30 protein-coding genes are annotated in these 21293 nt (G+C 62.3%); 22 read left to right on the forward strand and 8 right to left on the reverse strand.

Annotated features, from left to right (window positions below):
- Positions 1-172 precede the first annotated feature (172 nt).
- Entirely contained in the window at positions 173-1363 is a 1191-nt protein-coding gene (gene tuf / locus Clow_RS02060) for an elongation factor Tu (RefSeq protein WP_055175537.1), read from the forward strand.
- Between the two features lie 80 nt (positions 1364-1443).
- On the forward strand, positions 1444-2118 hold the full coding sequence (locus Clow_RS02065) for a hypothetical protein (RefSeq protein WP_055175540.1): 675 nt from the start codon (positions 1444-1446) through the stop codon (positions 2116-2118).
- Here the strand turns inward: Clow_RS02065 and Clow_RS02070 are convergent.
- Genes Clow_RS02070 through Clow_RS02095 form a run of 6 tightly spaced genes read right to left on the reverse strand, consistent with a single transcriptional unit; the run spans position 2115 to position 4899 of the window.
- Positions 2115-2675, reverse strand: coding sequence for a hypothetical protein (locus Clow_RS02070; RefSeq protein ID WP_055175543.1), 561 nt, complete (start codon positions 2673-2675; stop codon positions 2115-2117). The two genes, Clow_RS02065 and Clow_RS02070, sit on opposite strands and share 4 nt — an antisense overlap.
- Positions 2672-3235 carry a DUF6286 domain-containing protein gene (locus tag Clow_RS02075; protein ID WP_055175546.1) on the reverse strand — a complete coding sequence of 188 codons (564 nt, stop codon included), beginning with the start codon at positions 3233-3235 and terminating at the stop codon, positions 2672-2674. Before Clow_RS02075 ends, Clow_RS02070 begins: the two co-directional genes overlap by 4 nt.
- Positions 3225-3815, reverse strand: coding sequence for an Asp23/Gls24 family envelope stress response protein (locus Clow_RS02080; RefSeq protein ID WP_055175549.1), 591 nt, complete (start codon positions 3813-3815; stop codon positions 3225-3227). The genes Clow_RS02075 and Clow_RS02080 overlap by 11 nt, the downstream gene beginning before the upstream one ends.
- Positions 3812-4009: a hypothetical protein gene (locus tag Clow_RS02085; protein WP_055175552.1), complete on the reverse strand. Its 198-nt coding sequence runs from the start codon at positions 4007-4009 to the stop codon at positions 3812-3814. The genes Clow_RS02080 and Clow_RS02085 overlap by 4 nt, the downstream gene beginning before the upstream one ends.
- Before the next feature lie 42 nt (positions 4010-4051).
- Positions 4052-4360 (reverse strand): hypothetical protein, encoded by a 309-nt coding sequence (locus Clow_RS02090; protein WP_055175556.1) that lies wholly within the window; start codon positions 4358-4360, stop codon positions 4052-4054.
- 47 nt (positions 4361-4407) lie between these two features.
- On the reverse strand, positions 4408-4899 hold the full coding sequence (locus Clow_RS02095) for an Asp23/Gls24 family envelope stress response protein (RefSeq protein ID WP_245625664.1): 492 nt from the start codon (positions 4897-4899) through the stop codon (positions 4408-4410).
- A gap of 681 nt (positions 4900-5580) precedes the next feature.
- Here Clow_RS02095 and rpsJ point away from each other — a divergent pair.
- From rpsJ to Clow_RS02165, 14 genes are all read left to right on the forward strand, one after another.
- Complete coding sequence (gene rpsJ, locus Clow_RS02100) at positions 5581-5886, forward strand: 30S ribosomal protein S10 (protein WP_018118334.1); 306 nt, start codon at positions 5581-5583, stop codon at positions 5884-5886.
- Between the two features lie 37 nt (positions 5887-5923).
- Positions 5924-6580, forward strand: coding sequence for a 50S ribosomal protein L3 (gene rplC / locus Clow_RS02105; protein WP_055175559.1), 657 nt, complete (start codon positions 5924-5926; stop codon positions 6578-6580).
- Positions 6577-7236, forward strand: a complete 660-nt coding sequence (rplD, locus tag Clow_RS02110; RefSeq protein ID WP_055175562.1) for a 50S ribosomal protein L4 — start codon at positions 6577-6579, stop codon at positions 7234-7236. Before rplC ends, rplD begins: the two co-directional genes overlap by 4 nt.
- Entirely contained in the window at positions 7236-7541 is a 306-nt protein-coding gene (gene rplW / locus Clow_RS02115) for a 50S ribosomal protein L23 (protein ID WP_055175565.1), read from the forward strand. The genes rplD and rplW overlap by 1 nt, the downstream gene beginning before the upstream one ends.
- A 25-nt stretch (positions 7542-7566) precedes the next feature.
- Positions 7567-8403, forward strand: coding sequence for a 50S ribosomal protein L2 (gene rplB / locus Clow_RS02120; RefSeq protein ID WP_055175567.1), 837 nt, complete (start codon positions 7567-7569; stop codon positions 8401-8403).
- Positions 8404-8419: 16 nt separating this feature from the next.
- Complete coding sequence (gene rpsS / locus Clow_RS02125) at positions 8420-8698, forward strand: 30S ribosomal protein S19 (protein WP_018118339.1); 279 nt, start codon at positions 8420-8422, stop codon at positions 8696-8698.
- Between the two features lie 3 nt (positions 8699-8701).
- Positions 8702-9064 (forward strand): 50S ribosomal protein L22, encoded by a 363-nt coding sequence (rplV, locus tag Clow_RS02130; protein WP_055175570.1) that lies wholly within the window; start codon positions 8702-8704, stop codon positions 9062-9064.
- Positions 9064-9810, forward strand: a complete 747-nt coding sequence (gene rpsC / locus Clow_RS02135) for a 30S ribosomal protein S3 (protein ID WP_055175572.1) — start codon at positions 9064-9066, stop codon at positions 9808-9810. Before rplV ends, rpsC begins: the two co-directional genes overlap by 1 nt.
- A gap of 5 nt (positions 9811-9815) precedes the next feature.
- On the forward strand, positions 9816-10232 hold the full coding sequence (rplP, locus tag Clow_RS02140; protein ID WP_055175575.1) for a 50S ribosomal protein L16: 417 nt from the start codon (positions 9816-9818) through the stop codon (positions 10230-10232).
- On the forward strand, positions 10232-10462 hold the full coding sequence (gene rpmC, locus Clow_RS02145; RefSeq protein WP_018118343.1) for a 50S ribosomal protein L29: 231 nt from the start codon (positions 10232-10234) through the stop codon (positions 10460-10462). Before rplP ends, rpmC begins: the two co-directional genes overlap by 1 nt.
- A 2-nt stretch (positions 10463-10464) precedes the next feature.
- Positions 10465-10743 carry a 30S ribosomal protein S17 gene (rpsQ, locus tag Clow_RS02150; RefSeq protein WP_055175580.1) on the forward strand — a complete coding sequence of 93 codons (279 nt, stop codon included), beginning with the start codon at positions 10465-10467 and terminating at the stop codon, positions 10741-10743.
- A gap of 467 nt (positions 10744-11210) precedes the next feature.
- Positions 11211-11753, forward strand: coding sequence for a hypothetical protein (locus tag Clow_RS02155; RefSeq protein ID WP_055175583.1), 543 nt, complete (start codon positions 11211-11213; stop codon positions 11751-11753).
- Positions 11754-11800: 47 nt separating this feature from the next.
- On the forward strand, positions 11801-12478 hold the full coding sequence (locus Clow_RS02160; RefSeq protein WP_055175584.1) for a hypothetical protein: 678 nt from the start codon (positions 11801-11803) through the stop codon (positions 12476-12478).
- Between the two features lie 5 nt (positions 12479-12483).
- On the forward strand, positions 12484-13092 hold the full coding sequence (locus Clow_RS02165) for a hypothetical protein (protein WP_055175587.1): 609 nt from the start codon (positions 12484-12486) through the stop codon (positions 13090-13092).
- Here the strand turns inward: Clow_RS02165 and Clow_RS02170 are convergent.
- A complete protein-coding gene (locus Clow_RS02170) occupies positions 13089-13964 on the reverse strand; it encodes a carbohydrate kinase family protein (RefSeq protein ID WP_055175589.1) in 876 nt (291 codons plus the stop codon). The genes Clow_RS02165 and Clow_RS02170 overlap by 4 nt on opposite strands.
- A 101-nt stretch (positions 13965-14065) precedes the next feature.
- Between Clow_RS02170 and Clow_RS02175 the strand changes: the two genes are divergently transcribed.
- The 5 genes from Clow_RS02175 to rplE all read left to right on the forward strand — a co-directional run bounded on the left by Clow_RS02175 (position 14066) and on the right by rplE (position 18993).
- A complete protein-coding gene (locus tag Clow_RS02175) occupies positions 14066-15478 on the forward strand; it encodes a glycoside hydrolase family 32 protein (protein ID WP_069724546.1) in 1413 nt (470 codons plus the stop codon).
- A gap of 22 nt (positions 15479-15500) precedes the next feature.
- The gene (locus tag Clow_RS02180; RefSeq protein ID WP_055175594.1) at positions 15501-17510 is read left to right on the forward strand and encodes a sucrose-specific PTS transporter subunit IIBC; all 2010 of its coding nucleotides are present in this window, start codon (positions 15501-15503) and stop codon (positions 17508-17510) included.
- 215 nt (positions 17511-17725) lie between these two features.
- Positions 17726-18094, forward strand: coding sequence for a 50S ribosomal protein L14 (rplN, locus tag Clow_RS02185; RefSeq protein ID WP_018118351.1), 369 nt, complete (start codon positions 17726-17728; stop codon positions 18092-18094).
- The gene (gene rplX, locus Clow_RS02190; protein WP_055175597.1) at positions 18095-18409 is read left to right on the forward strand and encodes a 50S ribosomal protein L24; all 315 of its coding nucleotides are present in this window, start codon (positions 18095-18097) and stop codon (positions 18407-18409) included.
- Positions 18409-18993, forward strand: a complete 585-nt coding sequence (gene rplE, locus Clow_RS02195; RefSeq protein WP_055175600.1) for a 50S ribosomal protein L5 — start codon at positions 18409-18411, stop codon at positions 18991-18993. The genes rplX and rplE overlap by 1 nt, the downstream gene beginning before the upstream one ends.
- A 67-nt stretch (positions 18994-19060) precedes the next feature.
- Here the strand turns inward: rplE and cynS are convergent, their stop codons facing one another.
- Entirely contained in the window at positions 19061-19525 is a 465-nt protein-coding gene (gene cynS / locus Clow_RS02200) for a cyanase (protein WP_055175603.1), read from the reverse strand.
- A 179-nt stretch (positions 19526-19704) separates the two neighbouring features.
- On the opposite strand from cynS, the gene Clow_RS02205 reads away from it, so the two are divergent.
- Positions 19705-21000 carry a lipase family protein gene (locus Clow_RS02205; protein ID WP_069724547.1) on the forward strand — a complete coding sequence of 432 codons (1296 nt, stop codon included), beginning with the start codon at positions 19705-19707 and terminating at the stop codon, positions 20998-21000.
- The last annotated feature ends 293 nt before the right edge of the window (positions 21001-21293 follow it).

The raw sequence follows: 21293 nt of genomic DNA on the forward strand, positions 1-21293 counted from the left end.
GTTCTTGCGTGTGGCTCTGGCTTGATATTCCGTGCGCATAAACCTAGGATTAAGTAACTGGCACGTTGTGTAATTGTCGCCCCTGCGCGGGGTTTCTTTCGCGCGGAGGTGGCACCCGTTAATTACGTGGCTGCGAGAGTCGTAGCCACCATGAAGTCCAGGAGGACATACAGTGGCAAAGGCGAAGTTCGAGCGTACGAAGCCGCACGTCAACATCGGTACCATCGGTCACGTGGACCACGGTAAGACCACCACCACCGCCGCCATCACCAAGGTGCTGGCTGACCAGTACCCGGATGAGAACACTGCCTTCGCTTTCGACGCCATCGACAAGGCGCCGGAGGAGAAGGAGCGTGGCATCACGATCAACATTTCCCACGTTGAGTACTCCACCCCGAAGCGTCACTACGCTCACGTTGACGCCCCGGGCCACGCCGACTACATCAAGAACATGATTACCGGTGCTGCCCAGATGGACGGCGCTATCTTGGTGGTTGCCGCTACCGACGGCCCGATGCCGCAGACCCGCGAGCACGTGCTGCTGGCCCGCCAGGTGGGCGTGCCCTACATCCTCGTTGCTCTGAACAAGTGCGACATGGTTGACGATGAGGAAATCATCGAGCTGGTGGAGATGGAGATCCGCGAGCTTCTCGCTGAGCAGGAGTTCGATGAGGAGGCCCCCATCGTTCACATCTCCGCTCTGAAGGCTCTTGAGGGCGATGAGAAGTGGACCCAGTCCATCGTGGACCTCATGCAGGCTTGCGACGACTCCATCCCGGATCCGGAGCGCGAGACCGACAAGCCCTTCCTCATGCCGATTGAGGACATCTTCACCATTACCGGCCGCGGCACCGTGGTGACCGGTCGTGTGGAGCGCGGCAAGCTGAACCTGAACGAGGATGTTGACATCATCGGCATCAAGGAGAAGTCCACCTCCACCACCGTTACCGGTATCGAGATGTTCCGCAAGATGATGGACTACACCGAGGCTGGCGACAACTGTGGTCTGCTTCTCCGTGGTATCAAGCGCGAGGACGTGGAGCGTGGCCAGGTTGTGATCGCTCCGGGCGCTTACACTCCGCACACCGAGTTCGAGGGCTCCGTGTACGTTCTGTCCAAGGATGAGGGTGGCCGCCACACCCCGTTCTTCGACAATTACCGTCCGCAGTTCTACTTCCGCACCACCGACGTGACCGGCGTTGTGCACCTCCCCGAGGGCACCGAGATGGTTATGCCGGGCGACAACGTGGACATGCGCGTTGAGCTGATCCAGCCCGTCGCTATGGACGAGGGCCTGCGCTTCGCTATCCGCGAGGGCTCCCGTACCGTGGGCGCCGGCCGCGTGACCAAGGTTATCAAGTAATACTTGACCTTTAAGCGCACATGAGGGCCGCTTTCCCGTAAAGGGGAGGCGGCCTTTTTGCATTGAATGAAAAGAGCACAATGAAAGACCCCACCCGCATCGCCCCGCTCATCGCCCTGATACAAGAGGCATGGGAGGCACAGCCGGACTTGGCGTTCTCCGAACTCTGGGGAATCGTGGAAAATCGCGGCATTGGTTGGGGCGCCACGGATGAGCAACTGGCTCAGATATTGCGGGAGATTCTTCGTGAGCGCCCGGTAGCCGTGGGGGAAAAACCCGTACTGGTGCACACCACGGGGCCGGAATACGCGGTGAGTATCCACCCGGAAGAAGGCGCCGTGGTGGTGCGCCACCCACAGCGCGAGCGTCAACCGGCCTGGTGGAGCTTTAACGAGGTCGTCCAGGGGAGGGTGGGGGCTCCCTTGGTGCTCCGCGACAAGGAGGACATTACCCATCGCCTAGGGGTGATTAGCGGTATCGAGGCCATTGCTCCGCGCCCCGGCGATCTCAGCGGTATGCGGCGCAGGCAACTCGGTGATGCCCTCTATGCCTGCCGTTTGGAGGATGGCGCTCTGGTGCTCATCTCCCACAGCATTGAGGTGTACAGCAAAGAAAGGCGCAGCGTGGCTCACTCTACGCTGCGCTGGGAAAAGATCGAGGCCGGCGCGCTGGGCACCGGCCTGGTAGTTCGCCTCCGAGATGGCGGTGAATTAAAGGAATTGGGGAGGATCACCGCCCTCTTAGTGCTCCGTTAGGAGGTGGGAACGGAGGCGAGGTTGATCTTGTACACGCTATCAATATCCATTCCGGGAAGGGCTGCGCGCAGGTCCTTCTCGCTTTCCTCCACTGCCGCGCGCAGGTCCGCCACGTTAGTGTCCGAGGCTGCGCGGATGGTCCAGGAGATGGTGGGTCGGGATCGGTCAAAAGCAACCTTGTGCCGTACTCGCGTCACCCCTGGAACCTCCTCTAGGTATTCACCGAGGGCAGAGGCCGTGCGGCTCACGCTGATGTCAATGGAACCCTGATTGGTGGAGGCCTGGGAGCGCAGGCGGTTGAAACCGCGGCGGCGCAGATTGGCGGCGATCCACCACAGCCCCAGAATCACGCCGAGGATCATGACGGCCCAGAGGGCCACCAGGTACCAGGGGGAATCCTGAGCGGAACTGAGTACAGAGGCGTCAATATTCTCATTGAGCTGCTGAATTGGCTCAAACTCTTGCCAGGAAGCGATACCCCATAGCCCACCGGCCAGGGATAACAGGCCCAGGAGGATGAGGATTATTCTGTTGAGAGCAGAAAGAGCATGGCTCATGCCTGGTCACCTCCGGCGGTATTATCAATGCTGAGTTTGAGGGTCATGGAATCGCCTAGCAGGGGATCAAGGTTCCGGTGCACGTCATCGTGGACGCGCTGCTCCAAGGTGCTATCCCCACTGGTAGCCGTGGCGTGGAGCTTCACGGTGTTCTTGCGCACCTGGGTAAAGGCGGTGGTCACGCCGGGCACACGCTTGGCGGTGGCCGTGGTGTAGCGGGCGATGTCCACGGGCCGCGCCCACAGCGATACCTCCGATTCCAGGGGGAGGTAGCTGCGCTTACGCGGCTTTACCGCGATGAGCAGCAGCAGGAGTCCCACCACGATGGCAACGATAGAAGCCGGAATCATCCATTCCTGGAAGCTCCCCTGAGAGAGATTATCCAGGAGTGGCACAATCAGGCTTTGATCGGTGGCGGCATCGGAATAGTACAGCCATAGCTCGCGGCCAGCCACCACGGCCAGGGCGATGAGCCCAAGCCCTAGCAGGATGGATACCCAGCGCGCGGCGGGGGAGCCTTTGGGCTCTTGGCCGTAGCCGGGTGTCTTTTTATCGGACACGGCGTTCTGCCTCCTCTTGGGCCGGGCTGAGCGGGTGCCACGGAGTAACCGTGATCGGGGTGAGTGGTTGTTGCTGAGCCGTCACCACCTGGGGCGCTTGCTCCTTGGTTGTCGCCACGGTGATGGGGCGCAGCGGAATCTGGCTGGGCCCCTCGGCAATCACTGCGGGGGGAATGGCCTGGGGCTCGCGCACCGTGATGGGACGCAAGGCGGGAAGGTCCGGGGTGGCGTCGATAAGCTCCGCCGTGATGCGCTGTTCACCCTTGATAACTGCTCCCACCAGGATATTGCAGTGGGTCACGCGCAGTCCCGTCATGCCGGTTACCCAGTCGATGATGGTGGCGCGTACCTCTTCCGCGACGCGGGTCACGGGAGCGGGCCAGGTGACGGCGATGAATGCCTCGATGGAGACAACGCCGCGTTCGGGGTCAACGAGGACGTCATAGCGGGGAAAACTCCGCGCCGCGATGCGATCCAGGGCCTTGCCCACCTGCGTGGTGCCGGGGACAGATTGGGCGGCGGCCGCGACGATGCGGGATACGGCGCGTTCCGTGATGAAGATGCGGCCGCGCTCACTCACCCTTTACCACCTCGGCCGGAGGTAAGGCTATCCCAGAGAACTCGGAGGTCAATGCGGCCTTCGATCTGCGCTCCCACGGCACCGCCGATGGCGCCCAGGAGGAGCGCGAGAATGAAGCCGCCGAAGCCGCCGATAACGGTGGCGAGGGCTACGGCAAGGCCAAAGGCGATGCCGATGAGGGTCAAGTTTTTCATGAAATCTTCCTTGATTTCAGTAGCGTCGTGATGGTGGCAGTTTTAGGCGGGGGAGGTCTCGGTGACGTCCGCGATCACCACATCGGTGGGTAGCCCCGTGGATGTGGTGACGGTGCGGCGAACACTCTCGGCAAGATCGTGAAGGTTGGACGTGGCGCTGAGATCTGCCACGAGGTGTACCTCCACGCGGTTGCCCTCACGCAGCCGTAGTCCCCGCACGCGCTTTCCTGGGTACAGGAGGGAGGCCTCGCCGAAAGTTCCGGCGTGGAGATCCGCCACACCGGGGAGTGCGCATAGGGTGCGCACTAATTCCTCGGCTTCCTCGTATGGCAGGGGATCGGTAACGGACACAAAGCCTCCTTGGGCGTGCGGTGAATAGAAGGTGCGGGGCAGGGACGTTACTGCACGCGGCGGGGAGCGTCCTCGGCGGGCTGCTCGGTGGTCTCTTCGTCGTCGCCCAGGTCCAGGTGAACGTCGGTAACGGTGACGTTTACCTCGGTAACCTCCAGGCCGGTCATGCGCTCGATGGCGCGGATGATGTTGCGGCGGATGGCCTCGGCCAGCTCGTGGATGGCAACGCCGTACTCAGCCACGATGGAGAGATCCACGGCGGCCTGGCTCTCGCCTACCTCTACGTCAACGCCTTGTTGGACGTTATCGGAGCCGCCGAAGGACTCGCGGATGGAGCCGAGCATGCGAGCGGCGCCGCCGCCGAGGGCGTGCACGCCGGAGACCTCGCGGGCAGCCAGGCCGGCGATCTTGCCCACCACCTGATCCTCGATCACCGTGCGGCCGTGCTCGGTGCTCAGAGCATCGTTGCGGGCCACCTCGGAGGAGGTGTTCTTGGTGGCGTCCTGGTTGTTCTTGGTGTTCGTGTTCTTCTCAGCCATGATGCTCCTTTGTATGTATGGCCTGTTAGTAGGTACGTCGGCCAGTGTACAGATTGGCCGGGGCAGCACCAGGGTGCTCACTATGTAGTGGGCAGAGGGGGTGAAGTAACTCCCCTGCTCAGTGGGGTGAAAAGGGGAAAATAGTGAGGTTTGCATCAAAAGGCTTGGCGTGGTTTAATACCAGGGTTGCTTTAACACGGCGTCGTTTTTCCGTGCCCACCGAGCTTGCTGCGAGGTGATTGCGGGAGGGGCGTCGATGGTGAGGCGAACATGACACCTTTGCTTGCTTCTCTGCGATGAGTGGAGCGGCATGGAAGGCTCCAGGATCGGGGTAGGTCGGCCTAGGTAGGCGCGGCATTCCCGAGAATGGAAACCGGAGAAGGGGCATGGCAAATAAACAGCGGCAGTACGCAAGGGCCACGCTTTCCCGCGATCTTTCGGGGGAAATCCTGGGTTCCTTACGGCTTGACCAGTGCATAACAGCTGGTGGACTGCGTTTTTTGCCTTCGAGGCCTCGCAGTGCATGATCCCGGTGATGTCATGCTGGTCAAGTAAGAAACTGGCGTTGTGCCTGCTGGCCCTGGGACAACGTTATAGAGAACATCAGGAAGCTAATTCCCACCTCTTCACCGGAGCCGTCAAGGCCGGGTGGATGTGGGACGAGCGAGGAAGAGGATAAGCGTGGCGGGACAAAAGATCCGCATTCGGCTCAAGGCCTATGACCATGAGGCGATCGACGCGTCGGCACGCAAGATTGTCGAGACCGTGACCCGTACCGGGGCTCGCGTCATCGGCCCTGTGCCGCTGCCCACCGAAAAGAACGTGTACGCCGTTATTCGTTCTCCCCACAAGTACAAGGATTCTCGCGAGCACTTCGAGATGCGCACGCACAAGCGCCTGATCGACATTCTCGACCCGACGCCTAAGACGGTGGATGCCCTCATGCGCATCGACCTTCCGGCCAGCGTCGATGTGAACATCCAGTGATCGACGATCGACGACAAACTTTGGCGGAGAAGAACTAATGAGTGAAAACGAGATCAAGGGCATTCTGGGCACCAAGCTCGGCATGACCCAGGTCTTTGACGAGCAGAACCGGGTTGTCCCGGTGACGGTCGTCGAGGCCGGGCCGTGCGTGGTCACCCAGATCCGAACCATCGAAACCGATGGCTACAACGCCATCCAGATCGCCTACGGCGAGATCGACCCCCGCAAGGTGAAGAAGCCGCAGGCGGGTCACTACAAGAAGGCCGGTGTGACTCCCCGCCGCCACGTGACCGAGATCCGCATGGACGACGTCTCCGCCTACGAGGTGGGCCAGGACGTCACCGTGGAGATCTTCAACGACGTGGAGTTCGTGGACGTCACCGGCATCACCAAGGGTAAGGGCTTTGCCGGCGGCATGAAGCGCCACGGCTTTGCCGGCCAGGGTGCCGCTCACGGTAACCAGGCCGCTCACCGCCGCGTGGGTGGCATTGGTGGCGCCGCGACGCCGGGCCGCGTGTTCAAGGGCAAGCGCATGGCTGGCCGCATGGGCTCCGACCGCGTGACCACCCAGAACCTGAAGATTCAAAAGGTGGATGCCGATGCCAACCTGCTGCTTATCAAGGGTGCCATCCCTGGTAACCGCGGCGGCATCGTCACCGTCAAGACCGCAGTGAAGGGCGGTGCACACGCATGAGCACTCTGAAGTTGGACGTCCACACCGCAGAGGGCAAGACCAACGGCCAGGTGGAACTCCCCGCGGAGATCTTTGACCGCGAGGCTTCCGTGGCCTTGATGCACCAGGTTGTGAACGCGCAGCTCGCTGCCAAGCGCCAGGGCACCCACGCCACCAAGACTCGTGGCATGGTGCGCGGCGGTGGCAAAAAGCCGTTCCGCCAGAAGGGCACCGGTCGCGCCCGTCAGGGTTCGATCCGCGCTCCGCACTTCACCGGCGGCGGCATCGTTCACGGTCCGCAGCCGCGTGATTACTCGCAGCGCACCCCCAAGAAGATGAAGGCTGCCGCCCTGTGCGGTGCCCTCACCAACCGCGCCTCGAACGAGCGTATTCACGTCATCGAGGAGTTGGTTCCCGGGCAGAAGCCCTCGACGAAGGCCGCTCGCGCCTTCATCGAGCGCCTGACCGATCGCAAGAACGTACTTCTGGTGATCGGCCGCGAGGACCTGAACGCTCAGCGCAGCGCTAATAACCTGCCGAACGTTCACATCCTGAGCCCGGATCAGCTCAACACCTACGATGTGCTCAACTCCGATGACGTTGTGTTCTCCGTGGAGGCTCTGCACAGCTTCATCAACCGCTCCAGCGACGCTGCTGCGGAGAAGGAGGAGAACTAATGGCTAAGATTGCGAACCCGCGCGACATCATCCTCGCGCCAGTTGTCTCCGAGAAGTCCTACGGCCTCATGGAGCAGAACACCTACACGTTCTTTGTGGCTACGGACTCCAACAAGACTCAGATCAAGCAAGCCGTGGAGGAGATCTTCGGCGTGAAGGTTGCCTCGGTGAACACCGTGAACCGCGAGGGTAAGCGCAAGCGCTCCCGCACCGGTTTCGGTCGCCGCAAGGCCACCAAGCGCGCGTATGTGACCCTCCGCGAGGGCAGCGACTCCATCGACATCTTCGGCGGTTCGGCCGCCTAAGGGTGCCGAGAAGTAAGGACACATTATGGCTATTCGTAAGTACAAGCCGACAACTCCGGGTCGCCGCTTCAGCTCCGTTTCCACCTTCGAGGAGATCACTCGCTCGAAGCCGGAAAAGAGCCTGCTGCGCCCGCTGCACAAGACCGGTGGCCGTAACGTACACGGCCACATCACCACGCGCCACAAGGGTGGCGGCCACAAGCGCCGTTACCGCGTGATCGACTTCCGTCGCAACGACAAGGACGGTATCCCGGCCAAGGTTGCTCACATCGAGTACGACCCGAACCGTACCGCCAACATCGCTCTGCTGCATTACGTCGATGGCGAAAAGCGCTACATCATCGCCCCCAAGGGCCTCAAGCAGGGGATGATGGTGGAATCCGGTGCGAATGCTGACATCAAGGTGGGTAACAACCTGCCGCTGCGCAACATCCCCACCGGTACCACCATTCACGCCGTGGAGCTCAAGCCGGGTGCTGGCGCTAAGCTCGCCCGCTCCGCTGGTGCCTCCATTCAGCTGCTGGGTAAGGAAGGCAAGTACGCCGTGCTGCGTATGCCCTCCTCCGAAATCCGCCGCGTGGACATCCGCTGCCGCGCCTCCGTGGGCGAGGTGGGCAACGCCGAGCAGATCAACATTCGCTGGGGTAAGGCCGGCCGCATGCGCTGGAAGGGCGTGCGCCCGACCGTCCGTGGTGTTGTGATGAACCCGGTTGACCACCCGCACGGTGGTGGTGAGGGTAAGACCTCGGGTGGCCGCCACCCGGTGTCGCCGTGGGGCCAGAAGGAAGGCCGCACCCGCAACCCGAACCGTTACTCCAACAACATGATCGTGCGTCGTCGCCGGTCCAACAAGAAGCGCTAAGAGGAGGTAAGTCACAATGCCACGCAGCCTGAAAAAGGGCCCGTTCGTCGATGAGCACCTCCTCAACAAGGTGGATGCTCAGAACGAGAAGGGCACCAAGCAGGTCATCAAGACCTGGTCTCGCCGGTCCACCATCTTGCCGGACTTCATCGGCCACACCTTCGCCGTTCACGACGGCCGTAAGCACGTGCCGGTGTTCATTGATGATTCGATGGTTGGCCACAAGCTGGGCGAGTTCGCGCCCACCAAGACCTTCAAGGGTCACGTCAAGGACGATAAGAAGGGACGTCGATAAGCGATGAGTGAGACCATCACCTCCGCACGCGCCACTGCGCGCTACGTTCGCGTCACCCCGATGAAGGCTCGCCGCGTGATCGACCTGGTTCGCGGCAAGTCCGTCTCCGAGGCCCTGGCTATTCTCAAGTACGCTCCGCAGAACGCTGCGAAGCCGGTGGCGAAGGTTGTTGCCTCCGCCGCCGCCAACGCTGAGAACAACTTTGGTCTGGACCCGCGCACCCTCGTGATCTCCGAGGCTTATGCCAACGAGGGCCCCACGATGCGCCGCTTCCAGCCGCGCGCCCAGGGTCGCGCCTACCAGATCCGCAAGCGCACCAGCCACATCACCGTGGTTGTCGAAAGCCAGAAGGAAGGGGCCAAGTAGTGGGCCAGAAGATTCACCCCCACGGCCTCCGGCTGGGTATTACTTCCGATTGGAAGTCCCACTGGTACGCCGACAAGCAGTACAAGGACTACGTCGCTGAGGACATCAAGATCCGCGAGTTCCTCTCCAAGGGGATCGAGCGCGCCGGCATTGCCGACGTCGTGATCGAGCGCACCCGCGATCGCGTCCGCGTGGACATCCACACCGCCCGTCCGGGCATCGTCATCGGTCGCCGCGGCTCTGAGGCCGACCGTATCCGTCGCTCCCTAGAGAAGCTGACGGGCAAGCAGGTGGCCCTCAACATTCTTGAGGTCAAGAACGTTGACGCCAACGCTCAGCTCGTGGCCCAGAACGTGGCCGATCAGCTGGCGAACCGCGTGGCCTTCCGCCGCGCCATGCGCAAGGCTATCCAGTCCGCCATGCGTCAGCCGCAGGTCAAGGGTATTAAGGTTCAGTGCTCCGGTCGTCTTGGCGGTGCCGAGATGTCCCGCACCGAGCGCTACCACGAGGGTCGCGTGCCGCTGCACACGCTGCGCGCGGAGATCGAGTACGGCGTTCACGAGGCGCACACCACCTTCGGCCGCATCGGCGTGAAGGTATGGATCTACAAGGGTGACGTGGTGGGCGGTCGTCGTGAAAGCGAGATCAACGCCCCGTCTGAGCGTCGTGGCCGTGGTGACCGCGCTGGTCGCCCGCGTCGTGGCGGTCAGCGTCGTAACCGCGCTGAGAAGAAGCAGGAGGGCTAAACGCAATGCTTATCCCCAAGCGCGTGAAGTACCGCCGCCAGCACCGCCCGACTCGTCGCGGCGTATCCAAGGGCGGCAACCGCATCAACTTCGGTGATTACGCCATCCAGGCTCTTGAGCCCGCGTACATCACCAACCGCCAGATCGAGGCCGCGCGTATTGCCATCAACCGCCACGTCAAGCGTGGCGGCAAGGTCTGGATCAACATTTTCCCGGATCGCCCGCTGACCCAGAAGCCGCTCGGCGTGCGTATGGGTTCCGGTAAGGGCCCTGTGGAGAAGTGGGTGGCTAACGTCAAGCCGGGTCGCGTTCTCTTCGAGATGAGCTACCCGGATAAGTCCACCGCTGTGGAGGCTCTGCGCCGTGCCGGCCAGAAGCTGCCCTGCAAGGTCCGTATCATCTCTAAGGAGGACCAGTTCTAATGGCTACCGGTACCCCCGCACATGAGTTCCGCGAGCTTTCCGTGGAGGAACTTGAGACCCGCCTGGCAGAGTCTAAGGAAGAGCTGTTCAACCTGCGCTTCCAGATGGCTACCGGCCAGCTGACCAACAACCGCCGGCTGCGGACGGTCAAGCGCGACATCGCCCGCATTTACACCGTCATCCGCGAGCGCGAGCTTGGTCTGTCCGTTGTCCCGGGAGCTGAGGCTTAATTATGAGTGAGGCAAACGTGACTAAGAAGGAAAAGGGCGCGCAGAAGGTCCGCACCGGCTACGTGGTTTCTGACAAGATGCAGAAGACCATCGTGGTTGAGCTGGAGGACCGCAAGCGTCACGCCCTGTACGGCAAGACCATGCGCACCAACTCCAAGGTGAAGGTGCACGACGAGAATGAGTCCGCTGGTGTGGGCGATCTCGTGCGCATCGCTGAGACGCGACCGCTGTCCAAGGACAAGCACTTCCGTCTCGTGGAGATCATCGAGAAGGCTAAGTAAAGCTCTCTCGTAGAAAACCCGGCTGCTGCCTCCCGAATAGGGGAGTGGTGGCCGGGTTTTCTCATTGTTGTGGCTGTTCAAAACTGCTCACCAGGCCGTGAAAGCCGATGCTGCGAAGCCGGTGCGCGCGGGGCAACGGGGGTATCGAAAGGTGTGTACGAAAGTACCTTTCTAGCTAGATTCACCGCTGTATTTTAGGTAAACGCTAGATGAACGTGCAGTACGGGAGCGTTTCTTGCTGGAGGGGCCGGGCATATCTACGGGTAAACCAGGAAATATCACTACCCCTGGAAACTTTCTTGCTCTATCGAAAAATCGTTAACAGGGTTATACTGCGCACGTAAGTTTTCACAGGCGGCCCCAAGATAGAGTGCTTACCCACGTAGCAAATGCAGGCGGTGAATGCGATAGCTGTGTGGCCACCTGGCCTCCACCTTCAGCGATCATCATTTGAGAAAGGGCGAAATATGCGCTCCAAGATTGTTTCCGCCGTGGCCGCTGCGGCTGTTTCCCTCGGCGTCGTCGTTGCTCCCGCCGCCTCCGCCGCTCAGCCGGTGGTTCCGGGTACCGTTGGCCAGTCCTGCTCTATCGAGGGTCAGCGCGGTCAGTCCCTGACGATCACCGGCAGCACCTTCGAGGTCGAGGGCACCGCTACCGTGGCCAACTACAACGATGAGGACCTGCCCCTGACGCAGACCCTCAAGGAGGGCAAGACCAAGTCCTGGAACATCGGTGGTTCCGTGGACTTTGACCTGCTCAAGCTCTTCCACGTGACCTTCAGCGCCGGCTACCAGTCCAGCCAGACCTGGGAGGTCGGCCAGACCCTCGGCCCGTACCCCGTGAAGCCCGGCTACACCGGTGTGCTGGAGTACGGCTTCCTGAACCAGAGCTTCGAGGGCACCCACATCCGCTGCACCGGCGGCAAGTGGGTTGACACCGGCCGTCCTTACCACGGCACCATCCCCAAGGAGCGCCACGTGAAGGTTTCCATGCGCGCTAACGAGGCCTAATCCCTCTGCACGATATTTCTGCAACAACGCCGAGGAAGAGCAAGGCTATGAAGAAGAAACTAATCACGGCAGTGTGCAGCCTGGCCGTGGGGTTGAGCACTCTGGCGAGCGGCACCGCCGTGGCCGCTGAAAAGATCTCCCCGGATCAGAATGAGCACCGCTCCACCTTCGTCAACGATGACGTGTGCGATCCGATTAAGGACGCTAAGCGCCATCCTTGGGAGCAGTGGATCGTGGACGAGTGGGACCGCTACAACGGCACCACCTCCTTCACCAACACCACCGACCGCACCATCACCTACTCCCTGGAGGTCACGGAGGGCGTGAACGAGTCGGTGAAGGCGATGAGCTCGGGTAATACCTGGGACGTATTCTTCAAGGGTCTGAAAACTCGTTACGGAGTGGTGGAGACCTCCGAGTGGGCCGTGGGCGATAAGCTCGGTCCGATCAAGGTGAAGCCGGGCGAGACGGTGCGTGCCGATTATGGCGTGCACATGAAGGAATTTATCGGTCGCGTGCGCACCTGCGATAAAAAGACCGGTCTGTGGCGCGGCGAGAACTCCTTTGGCAAGTACCATGGCAAGGGTCCGTCCACCCGTTTCGTGGTGTGGCACCGCACCACCGCCGAGGGCGATTACACCCAGAACTACGTTCCGGTGAACGATAAGTGGGGCAAGACCGGCGATAGCGGCCCGGGTTCGCAGACGATTAACGGGAAGGCGTGATCCACATGGCGGTGAAGAAGATCGCTACTGCGGCTCTCGCTTCCGTGGCGGCCTCCGCGGCCCTGCTGACCGGCTCGTTGGTGGTTGCTCCGGCGATGGCGGCGGAGGATTCCTCCGTGGGCCGTACCCCGGATAACTGGACTCCGGTGCAAAAGCTGCGCCCGGTGGAGCGCGGCCCGGAGCCCGGCAGCCAGTGCACCAAGCGCGGCGAGGTTCGTGAGTACGTGGTGCTGAAGGATTCGCACTTCGATGTGGAAGGGCAGCAGTCCTCCTATAACGACACCGATGGTGTGGTTCCGCTTCAGCAGACGATCAAGGAAACCAAGAAGAAGAAGTGGACGTGGTCTGCTTCCGTCACGGTGAAGCTCACCGACGAGATCAAGAAGAAGTACGACTGGGAGTACAACCGAGAGATGTTCTGGTCTATGGGCCAGAACCTCGGCCCCTACGATCTCATGCCGGGCGAGAAGGGCACTATTGCCTGGGGCTTCATCATGGATGATTACACCAGCCAGCGCGTGCGCTGCGGTGCGTCGATGAAGTGGGAGCCGGTGGGCCGGCAGAACTACGGCTCGGCCCCCCGCGAGCGCCACGTAGAGGTAGTTATTAACTAAGCCTCTAGCTCCTCCCGAGTGGGCGGCTGCGCACCGGCTCGGGAGCAGGTAATCGCCGCTGCGGCGGCGCAGGTGTGCAGTATTTCCTCCCAGGAGGTTTGATTCAGCCCCGCCACTTCGGCGGGGCTGATCTGCTTTTCGTCGATGATGCGCAGCAGCGTGCCCATGACGGTATCGCCTGCACCGATGGTGTCTACCACCGTGATGGCGGGGGAGGGGACCGCGGCGCTGAGGGCGTCGGTATGCACGCTGAGTCCTTCACCACCGCGCGTGACGATGACGACGGGGGCGCGCAGCGCATCGAGACCGCCGAAGAAGTCCACCTCCTCCTCGGAGAGTTTGAGAATGGTGACGTAGGGCAGGAGACCAAGCAGGAAATCGCGGTGCTCGGGGGTGGCAAAGGAAGGGCGGATATTGGGGTCGAGGGCGATGAGGGTGCCCCGCCCGGCCAGTTCTTTTAAGACCTCCGCGTAGCGGCTGGCGCCGGGTTCCCAGGCCAGCGAGCAGGTGCCAAAGCAAGCGATGTCCGTGGGTAGTGCCTGCGGAGTGACGAGCCGATCGGCGGTGCCCTCGTTGTAGAAGTGGAAGGTGGCGGCACCGGCGGCGTCGATAGCACTCACGGCGAGGGTGGTGGGTTCGTCGCCGCGCTGGACATGCTCGGTATTGACGCCCTCGGAGCGGAGCCGTTCCGCGAGCGCCTGGCCGAAGGCGTCGGCGGAAAGGCGCGAGTGGAAGGCCACGGTGCTGCCCTGGCGTGCGGCGGCGATGGCCACGTTATAGGGGCCGCCGCCGAGGGCTGGCTTGAGTGGAGCCAAGGGGGTGGGGGATTCGGGGACGAGGTCGATGAGGCCTTCGCCATAAACGCTAATCATGTGTGCTCCTGCGGGGAGGGAAGGGGATGGGCGTGGATACGGAAACAATATACGGAAGTAATCGGTCAACTTCGGGCATGTCCTCGGATAGACTAAAGGCTATGACGAGTCCACATCTCCGTCCCGTCTACCACATTGCCCCGCACAAGGGCAGGCTCAACGATCCCAATGGGGTATTCCTGCGCGATGGTCAGCTGCATGTGCACTACCAATACGACCCCATCTTTCCCGATACCCCCAAGTGCACCGGCTGGGCGCACGCCCGGATGGATACGCGCGGTGAGCGCGCCTGGCAGCCGCAGGGAGGTACCTCGGTGCTGGAGCCCACCCAGCCCTATGACCTGCATGGTTGTTATTCCGGCTGCGCCGTGCCCACGGGCGATGGCGCGGTGCAATTCTTCTATACCGGCAACCTCAAAGTAGAGGGCAAGCGCATCCCCTCCCAGAACCGCGTGTTCCTGGACGGCGAGCCGGGGGAGCCCTCCGCCTACCGCCGCGATGAAGCTAATCCGCTTATCGACGCCCCCACCCCCGGCTTTACCGGACACTACCGCGACCCACACATCACCGAGAACCCCGAGGAACCGGGCACCTGGCGCATGGTGCTGGGCGCACAGACGGAGGAGGAGAAGGGCGCTGCGGTGCTCTATACCTCCCGTGACCTGCACCACTGGAACTTTGAAGGCGCGCTGCGCTGCGTCCCCGCCCCCGGAGCGCAGGAGGGGGGAAGCCCGGTGTTCATTCCCGAGGGCTACATGTGGGAGTGCCCGAACCTGCTGCGCATGGTGGATAAGCACGATGGCAAGGCTTACGACGTCCTGGTGCTCTGCCCCCAGGGCCTTGACGAGGTAGAAGAGATGTTGCCGGAGAACCCGGACGTCTTTCTTACCAACTTTGCCGACCCCGACCGCTGCGGCTACCTCGTGGGCCACCTGCGCGGCACCACCTTCGAGGTCACTCGGGGTTTTAGCGAGCTGGATTATGGCCACGAGTTCTACGCCGCCCAACTGATTGCGGATCAAGAGGGGATCGCGCCGGGCGAAGCCCTCGCGCTGGCCTGGATGGGCATGCCGGGCCGCGACGACGCCCCCACCGCCCAGGACGGCTGGGTGCACATGCTCACCGTGCCGCGCCGCGTCACCCTGCGCGCTGGCCGCCTCTATCAAGAACCCCTGGCACCCGAGGGCGCAGAGTGGAGCACACAGCTGGGGGAGGGAGATACCCGCATCGCCCTGCGTGATACCGCGGGCAACGAGGTGGTGCGCCTGCATTACGACGCCGCCGCGCAGGCCCTGAGCGTGAGCCGCAGCGTGCGCAGCGGCGGTAGCGTGCGCGGCCTGGACCGCGGGGACGGCAATGCCGCGGATACCCGAACCTTCCGGGCCGGACCGGGGACATTGACTGTGCTGCTCGATGGCGCCGCCGTGGAGATTTATGCCGAAGATGGCGCGGCCACCGCCAGCCTCCAGGCTTATCCCGAGCAGGCCTGGGCCACACCTGAGATTATTAACTGAATCACCGAGAGGAATCGCATAGATGGAACACAAGGAAGTCGCCTCCCGCGTTTTGAGCGCGGTGGGTGGCGAGGAGAATATCGTTGCGGCGGCGCACTGCGCCACCCGCCTGCGCATGGTGTTGAAAGATGAGGGTCAGGTGGATATGGCCCGCCTGGACGATGACCCCGACCTCAAGGGCACCTTTAGCTCCGGCGGGATGTTCCAGATCATTGTGGGCCCCGGAGACGTGGATACGGTCTTTGACGAGCTGGACGCCATGACCTCAAAGTCCATCGCCGTGAGCACCGAGGAACTCAAAGAGGTGGCCACGCGCAGCGGCAACTGGTTTACCCGCGCGGTGAAGGTGCTGGCCGATATTTTCGTGCCGCTCATCCCCATTCTGGTGGGTGGCGGCCTCCTCATGGCCCTCTATAACGTGCTCACGGCCAAGGACGCCAGCGATCCCACCAGCACCGCCCTGGTGGATAGCGTTCCCCAGCTTCAGGGCTTTGCGGAACTGGTGAACCTCCTGGCCAGCGCGCCCTTTGCCTTCCTGCCGATCCTGGTGGGCTTTACCGCTACCAAGCGTTTCGGCGGCAATGAGTTCCTGGGCGCGGGCATGGGCATGGCGATGGTGATGCCCTCGCTGGTCAGCGGTTACGAGGTGGCTGCCACTATGAGCAGCGGGGACATGCCCTACTGGGATGTCTTTGGCCTCCAGGTGGCGCAGGCCGGATACCAGGGCACGGTGCTGCCGGTGCTGGTGGTCTCCTACCTGCTGGCCACCATCGAGAAGTTCCTGCACAAGCACCTCAGCGGCACCGTGGACTTCCTGCTCACCCCGCTGCTTTCGCTTCTCATCACGGGCTTTGCCACCTTCGTGGCGGTGGGTCCGGCTATGCGCTGGCTTGGCGACGCCCTGGGCGCCGGCCTCGCCGCAGGCTACGACTTCGCGGGCCCGGTGGGTGGTTTCCTCTTCGGCCTGGTGTACACCCCGATCGTCATTACCGGCCTGCACCAATCCTTCCCGCCCTTCGAGATGCAGTTGTGGGCCGAGGGCGGTTCCTTCATCTTCGCCATCGCCTCGATGGCCAATATCGCCCAGGGTGCGGTCACCCTCGCCGTGTACACCCTGGCGCGTAGCGAAAAACTCAAGGGGCTGGCCGGGGCCACCGGCGTCTCCGCGCTCTTCGGTATCACGGAGCCCGCGGTCTTTGGCGTGAACCTGCGCCTGCGCTGGCCCTTCTTCATCGGCATGGGAGCGGCCGCCGTGGGCGGCACCTTGATCGCGCTGCTCGACGTGAAGGCCACGGCCCTGGGCGCGGCGGGATTCATCGGCGTGGTATCCATCCGCCGCGGCGATTGGACTCAGTTCCTCGTGTGCGCGGTGATCGTCTTTGTGGTGGCCTTTGCCGCCGCCTGGCTCTACGGGCGTTATCTGCTGCGCCAACGCGGTTCCATTGACCCCGATAGCCCCGCCGCGCCGGGTGCCGCGGAGGCGTCGCCAAGCCCGGTGCCGGAGGCGGCGGAGAACGCCACCGGTGTGCTGGCTCCGCTGAGCGGACGCGCCATCGCGCTGAGCGAGGTGAGCGATCCGATGTTTGCGGCCGGGAAGCTGGGTGCGGGCGCGGCCATTGAACCCTCCGTGGGGGCGCTCTATAGCCCCGTGGACGGCAAGGTGATCGTGGCCTTCCCCTCCGGGCACGCCTTTGCGGTGCGCACCAAGGACGCCGAGGGCAAGAATATCGACGTACTCATGCACATCGGCTTTGATACCGTGAATCTCAAGGGCCAGCACTTCACCCCGCACAAAGCCAAGGGGGACGAGGTGCGCGCCGGGGATCTGCTTTGCGAGTTCGATATGGAGGCCATCAAGGCCGCGGGTTACGAGCTGACCACGCCGGTGGTGGTGTCCAATTCCAAACGCACCGGCCCGGTAAACCCCGCGCTCGCCCTGCCACAGGAGGTGGAGCACGGAGCCGGTCTGCTCATGGTGGACCCGCGCGTGGAGGAAAAGCAGCCCAGCGAGGATAAGCAGCCCAGCGCCTAGGGGATTTGATTGCGGGGGGCACCTGGTGGTTTAATGTGCAGGTTGCGCGTGTAGGTCGGCCTGTGGGGTGCGTTCCGAGCCCCCTTGCCGAGACCCTGTGACCACGATGGTTCATCGCCCGCCTTATGGCGGAGTGCACGCTGCGATATGTACATAGACCGCGTGCGCGCAGGGCGGAAATCTGCCGCACATAAAACCAGGTCAGGAGACCAGTAGTGATTCAGCAGGAATCGCGTCTGAAGGTCGCCGATAACACCGGTGCTAGGGAGATCCTGTGCATCCGCGTGCTCGGCGGTTCCACCCGACGTTTTGCTGGCATTGGCGACACCATCGTTGCCACTGTCAAGGAAGCCACCCCCGGCGGCAATGTGAAGGCCGGTGAGGTCGTCAAGGCCGTCATCGTGCGCACTAAGAAGGAGACCCGTCGCCCGGACGGCTCCTACATTGCTTTCGACGAGAACGCCGCCGTGCTCATCAAGAACGATGGCGAGCCCCGCGGTACCCGCATCTTCGGCCCCGTGGCCCGCGAGCTGCGTGAAAAGAAGTTCATGAAGATTGTGTCGCTGGCACCGGAGGTGATCTAAGTGAAGATCCATAAGGGCGATATGGTTCAGGTGATCTCCGGCCCCGATAAGGGTGCGCAGGGCAAGGTCATCCAGGCTTTCCCCAAGACGGAGAAGGTCCTCGTGGAGGGCGTGAACCGCATCAAGAAGCACGTGGCCAACTCCGCTCCCGAGCGCGGTGCCGAGTCCGGTGGCATTGTCACCCAGGAGGCCCCCATCCACGTGTCCAACGTGATGGTGCTCGACTCCGAGGGCAAGCCCACCCGCGTGGGCTACCGCTTTGATGAGAACGGCAAGAAGGTCCGCATTGCGCGTAGCAACGGGGAGGACATCTAATGAGCGAGAATTACACTCCGCGGCTCAAGACCATCTACCGCGATGAGATCCGCACCAAGCTCAATGACAAGTATGAGTACGAGAACGTCATGCAGATCCCCGGTCTGACCAAGATCGTGGTGAACATGGGCGTGGGCGACGCCGCTCGTGACTCCAAGCTCATCAACGGCGCCATCGAGGACTTGACCCTGATTACGGGCCAGAAGCCGCAGATCCGCCGCGCCCGCAAGTCTATCGCTAACTTCAAGTTGCGCGAGGGTATGCCCATCGGCGCCAAGGTCACCCTGCGTGGCGACCGCATGTGGGAGTTTCTGGATCGTCTGCTCACCGTGGCTCTGCCGCGTATCCGCGACTTCCGCGGTCTCTCTGACCAGCAGTTCGACGGCCACGGCAACTACACCTTCGGCCTGACCGAGCAGACCATGTTCTACGAGATCGACGTGGACAAGGTTGATCGTCCGCGCGGTATGGACATCACCGTGGTGACCACCGCCACGAACAACGAGGAGGGTCGCTCCCTCCTGCGTCTGCTGGGCTTCCCGTTCAAGGACGGCGAGGGCAAGATGCAGGCCAAGGAGGCCTAAGCCTCTGCGCATAGAATCCCCCGTGGCGATGAGCCGCGGGGGATTTTTCTTTGGTGCAGGTGGTGCCTCACCAGCGGTAATCGAGGAACTTGCCGTCAAAGGTGATGGTTACTCGGTCCCCTTCCGGATCGGGGCGGCGGGAAATATCGACCTGGAAGTTAATGGCGCTCATAATGCCATCCCCGAACTCTTCGTGAATGAGCGCCTTGAATGCCGCGCCATAAACATTGATGGCCTCGTGGAGGCGATAAATGGTGGGATCGCGCAGCACCGCAGGATCATTCCCGCGCATGGGCTGTGATTGGAGGGATTCTGCGATGGCGTGTGCTTCTTGCTGCTCGAAGCCCAGGAACTCGACGACGCTTTGAGCCTGTTTGGCGGTGAGGGGGTGCTGGCCGAGCAGCGCGGCGGTGCTCCATACCACGGGGGCGTCGATATGCTGGGCGAGGGTTTCCCACGTGAGGTTATGCCGGATGCGCTGGGCGTCGATGAGGGCGGCGGCCTCGTGTTTGGGCAGGATAGGCGTGGTCATGGATACTCCTTGGAATCTGTGGGGGGGGCGTATTGCGGGCGATGGAAAAGGCTATACCATTAGTTACTTCAGCCCCTTGAGTAACATTTGAAACATTATTTTGTTAGGGTTATGGAGGAAATTGCTTCCGGTATGGTTATATTGCTCCCGGCGTGTCCTCGTGAACAAGGAAAAATAACATGAAAAAAACCTCATTGGTGGCTGTACTCACGGCCTGTGCCCTGCTGACCTCCTTGACCCCGGCCGTGGCCTCCGTGAATGGACCGCACCCCGGCGCCCCTTTCGGCGGTTCCTCTGTGCGGGGTGGCGATCGCACCTTCTTTGAGAATCACGAGGATCTCTCCCAGCGCCAGCCCGGCGAGGTGCTGGCAACGCGCAATATCGCCTACAGCGCCTTTGGCCTGCAAACGCCCCTGAACGTGACACAGATCCGCTACGTGACCACCGACGCGCAGGGGAACAAGGTGCACGGCATCACCTCCGTGGTCAACCCGATTGCCCCGAGCAACGGCAAGCTCGTCTCCGTTCACTCCGTGTACGATTCCCTGGACCCCGAGCACAGCCCTTCGCGCAGCATTGCGGGCGATGTGAGCTTTGGTAATCTCGCCGCTTCGGGTGAGACCGCCATGATTATTTCCTTCCTCAACCGGGGCTACTCCGTGGCCATCCCCGATATTGAGGGCCAAGACGCGCACTTCATCGCCGGTCCGGAATACGGAACCACCACCCTGGACGGTATCCGCGCGGCCCTTCACGCCCCGGAGACGGGCCTGAATCAGGATTCCCAGGTGGGTCTGCTCGGGTACTCGGGTGGCTCCATCGCTACCAACTGGGCCGCTCAGCTTGCCCCCACCTATGCTCCCGAGATCAACGACAACCTCGTGGGAGCGGCCACCGGTGGTGTGCTGGTGAATCCGGAAAACAATATCAACTACGTCAGCGGTTCGGTTTTGTGGGCGCCCATTCAGCTCATGGCTATTGCGGGATTGGCGCGTTCCTATGACCTTGACCTTGACCCCTATCTCAGCGATTTTGGTCGCTTCATGGTCAATCGCGTGGAGAAGGCTGCTATCACGGAGGTTCACGGCACGGCCCCGGGCCTGACCTGGGAATCCCTGATGAAGCCGGAGTATGCGAACCCGCGTTCCATTCCGGGCCTGGGCGAGGTGCTGGACAAGGTGAATATGCACCTTGGCCCGAATCCCACCGTGCCCTTCTATTACGCCACGGGTACCGCGGGTGACATCGTGGGTACGCCGGGGAATAAGCCGGGTATTGGGCCTGGCGACGGCGTGATGATCGCTGGGGACTCCAAGGTTCTGGCGGACAAGTACTGCGAGGGTGGTGCTGCCGTGCAGTACGAGGAACTTCCGCTGGATCACATGGGCACCGCGGTGCCGTGGTACGTGAAGTCTGCCGGCTGGCTCTTTGATCGCTTTGACGGCAAGGCGGCTCCCAGCACCTGCGGGGCATAAGGGCACATAAAGTTTGGGCGCGTAGTAGCGCGCCGGTCAAGGGCTCACGGCATTGCCGTGAGCCTTTTTGCTATGCGATTTTGCTTGGAGCGAGGAGATCGGTAGGATTGCCCCTCGGACTTCTGCGCACTTTTGTGCTGCGCCGATGTTCCATAACTGAAACGAACACCTACTTTGTTGTAGGCCCCTCGCCGGGTATGCGCACCGTGTGTGGTGCGGCAGCGAGCACCCTCCGTTACTGAGCGGAGGAGAGCGCAAGTGGCCCAAAGAGACACGGAGAACGCTTCACCGGT

Source organism: Corynebacterium lowii (assembly GCF_001412085.1).
In the GTDB taxonomy this organism is placed as follows: domain Bacteria; phylum Actinomycetota; class Actinomycetes; order Mycobacteriales; family Mycobacteriaceae; genus Corynebacterium; species Corynebacterium lowii.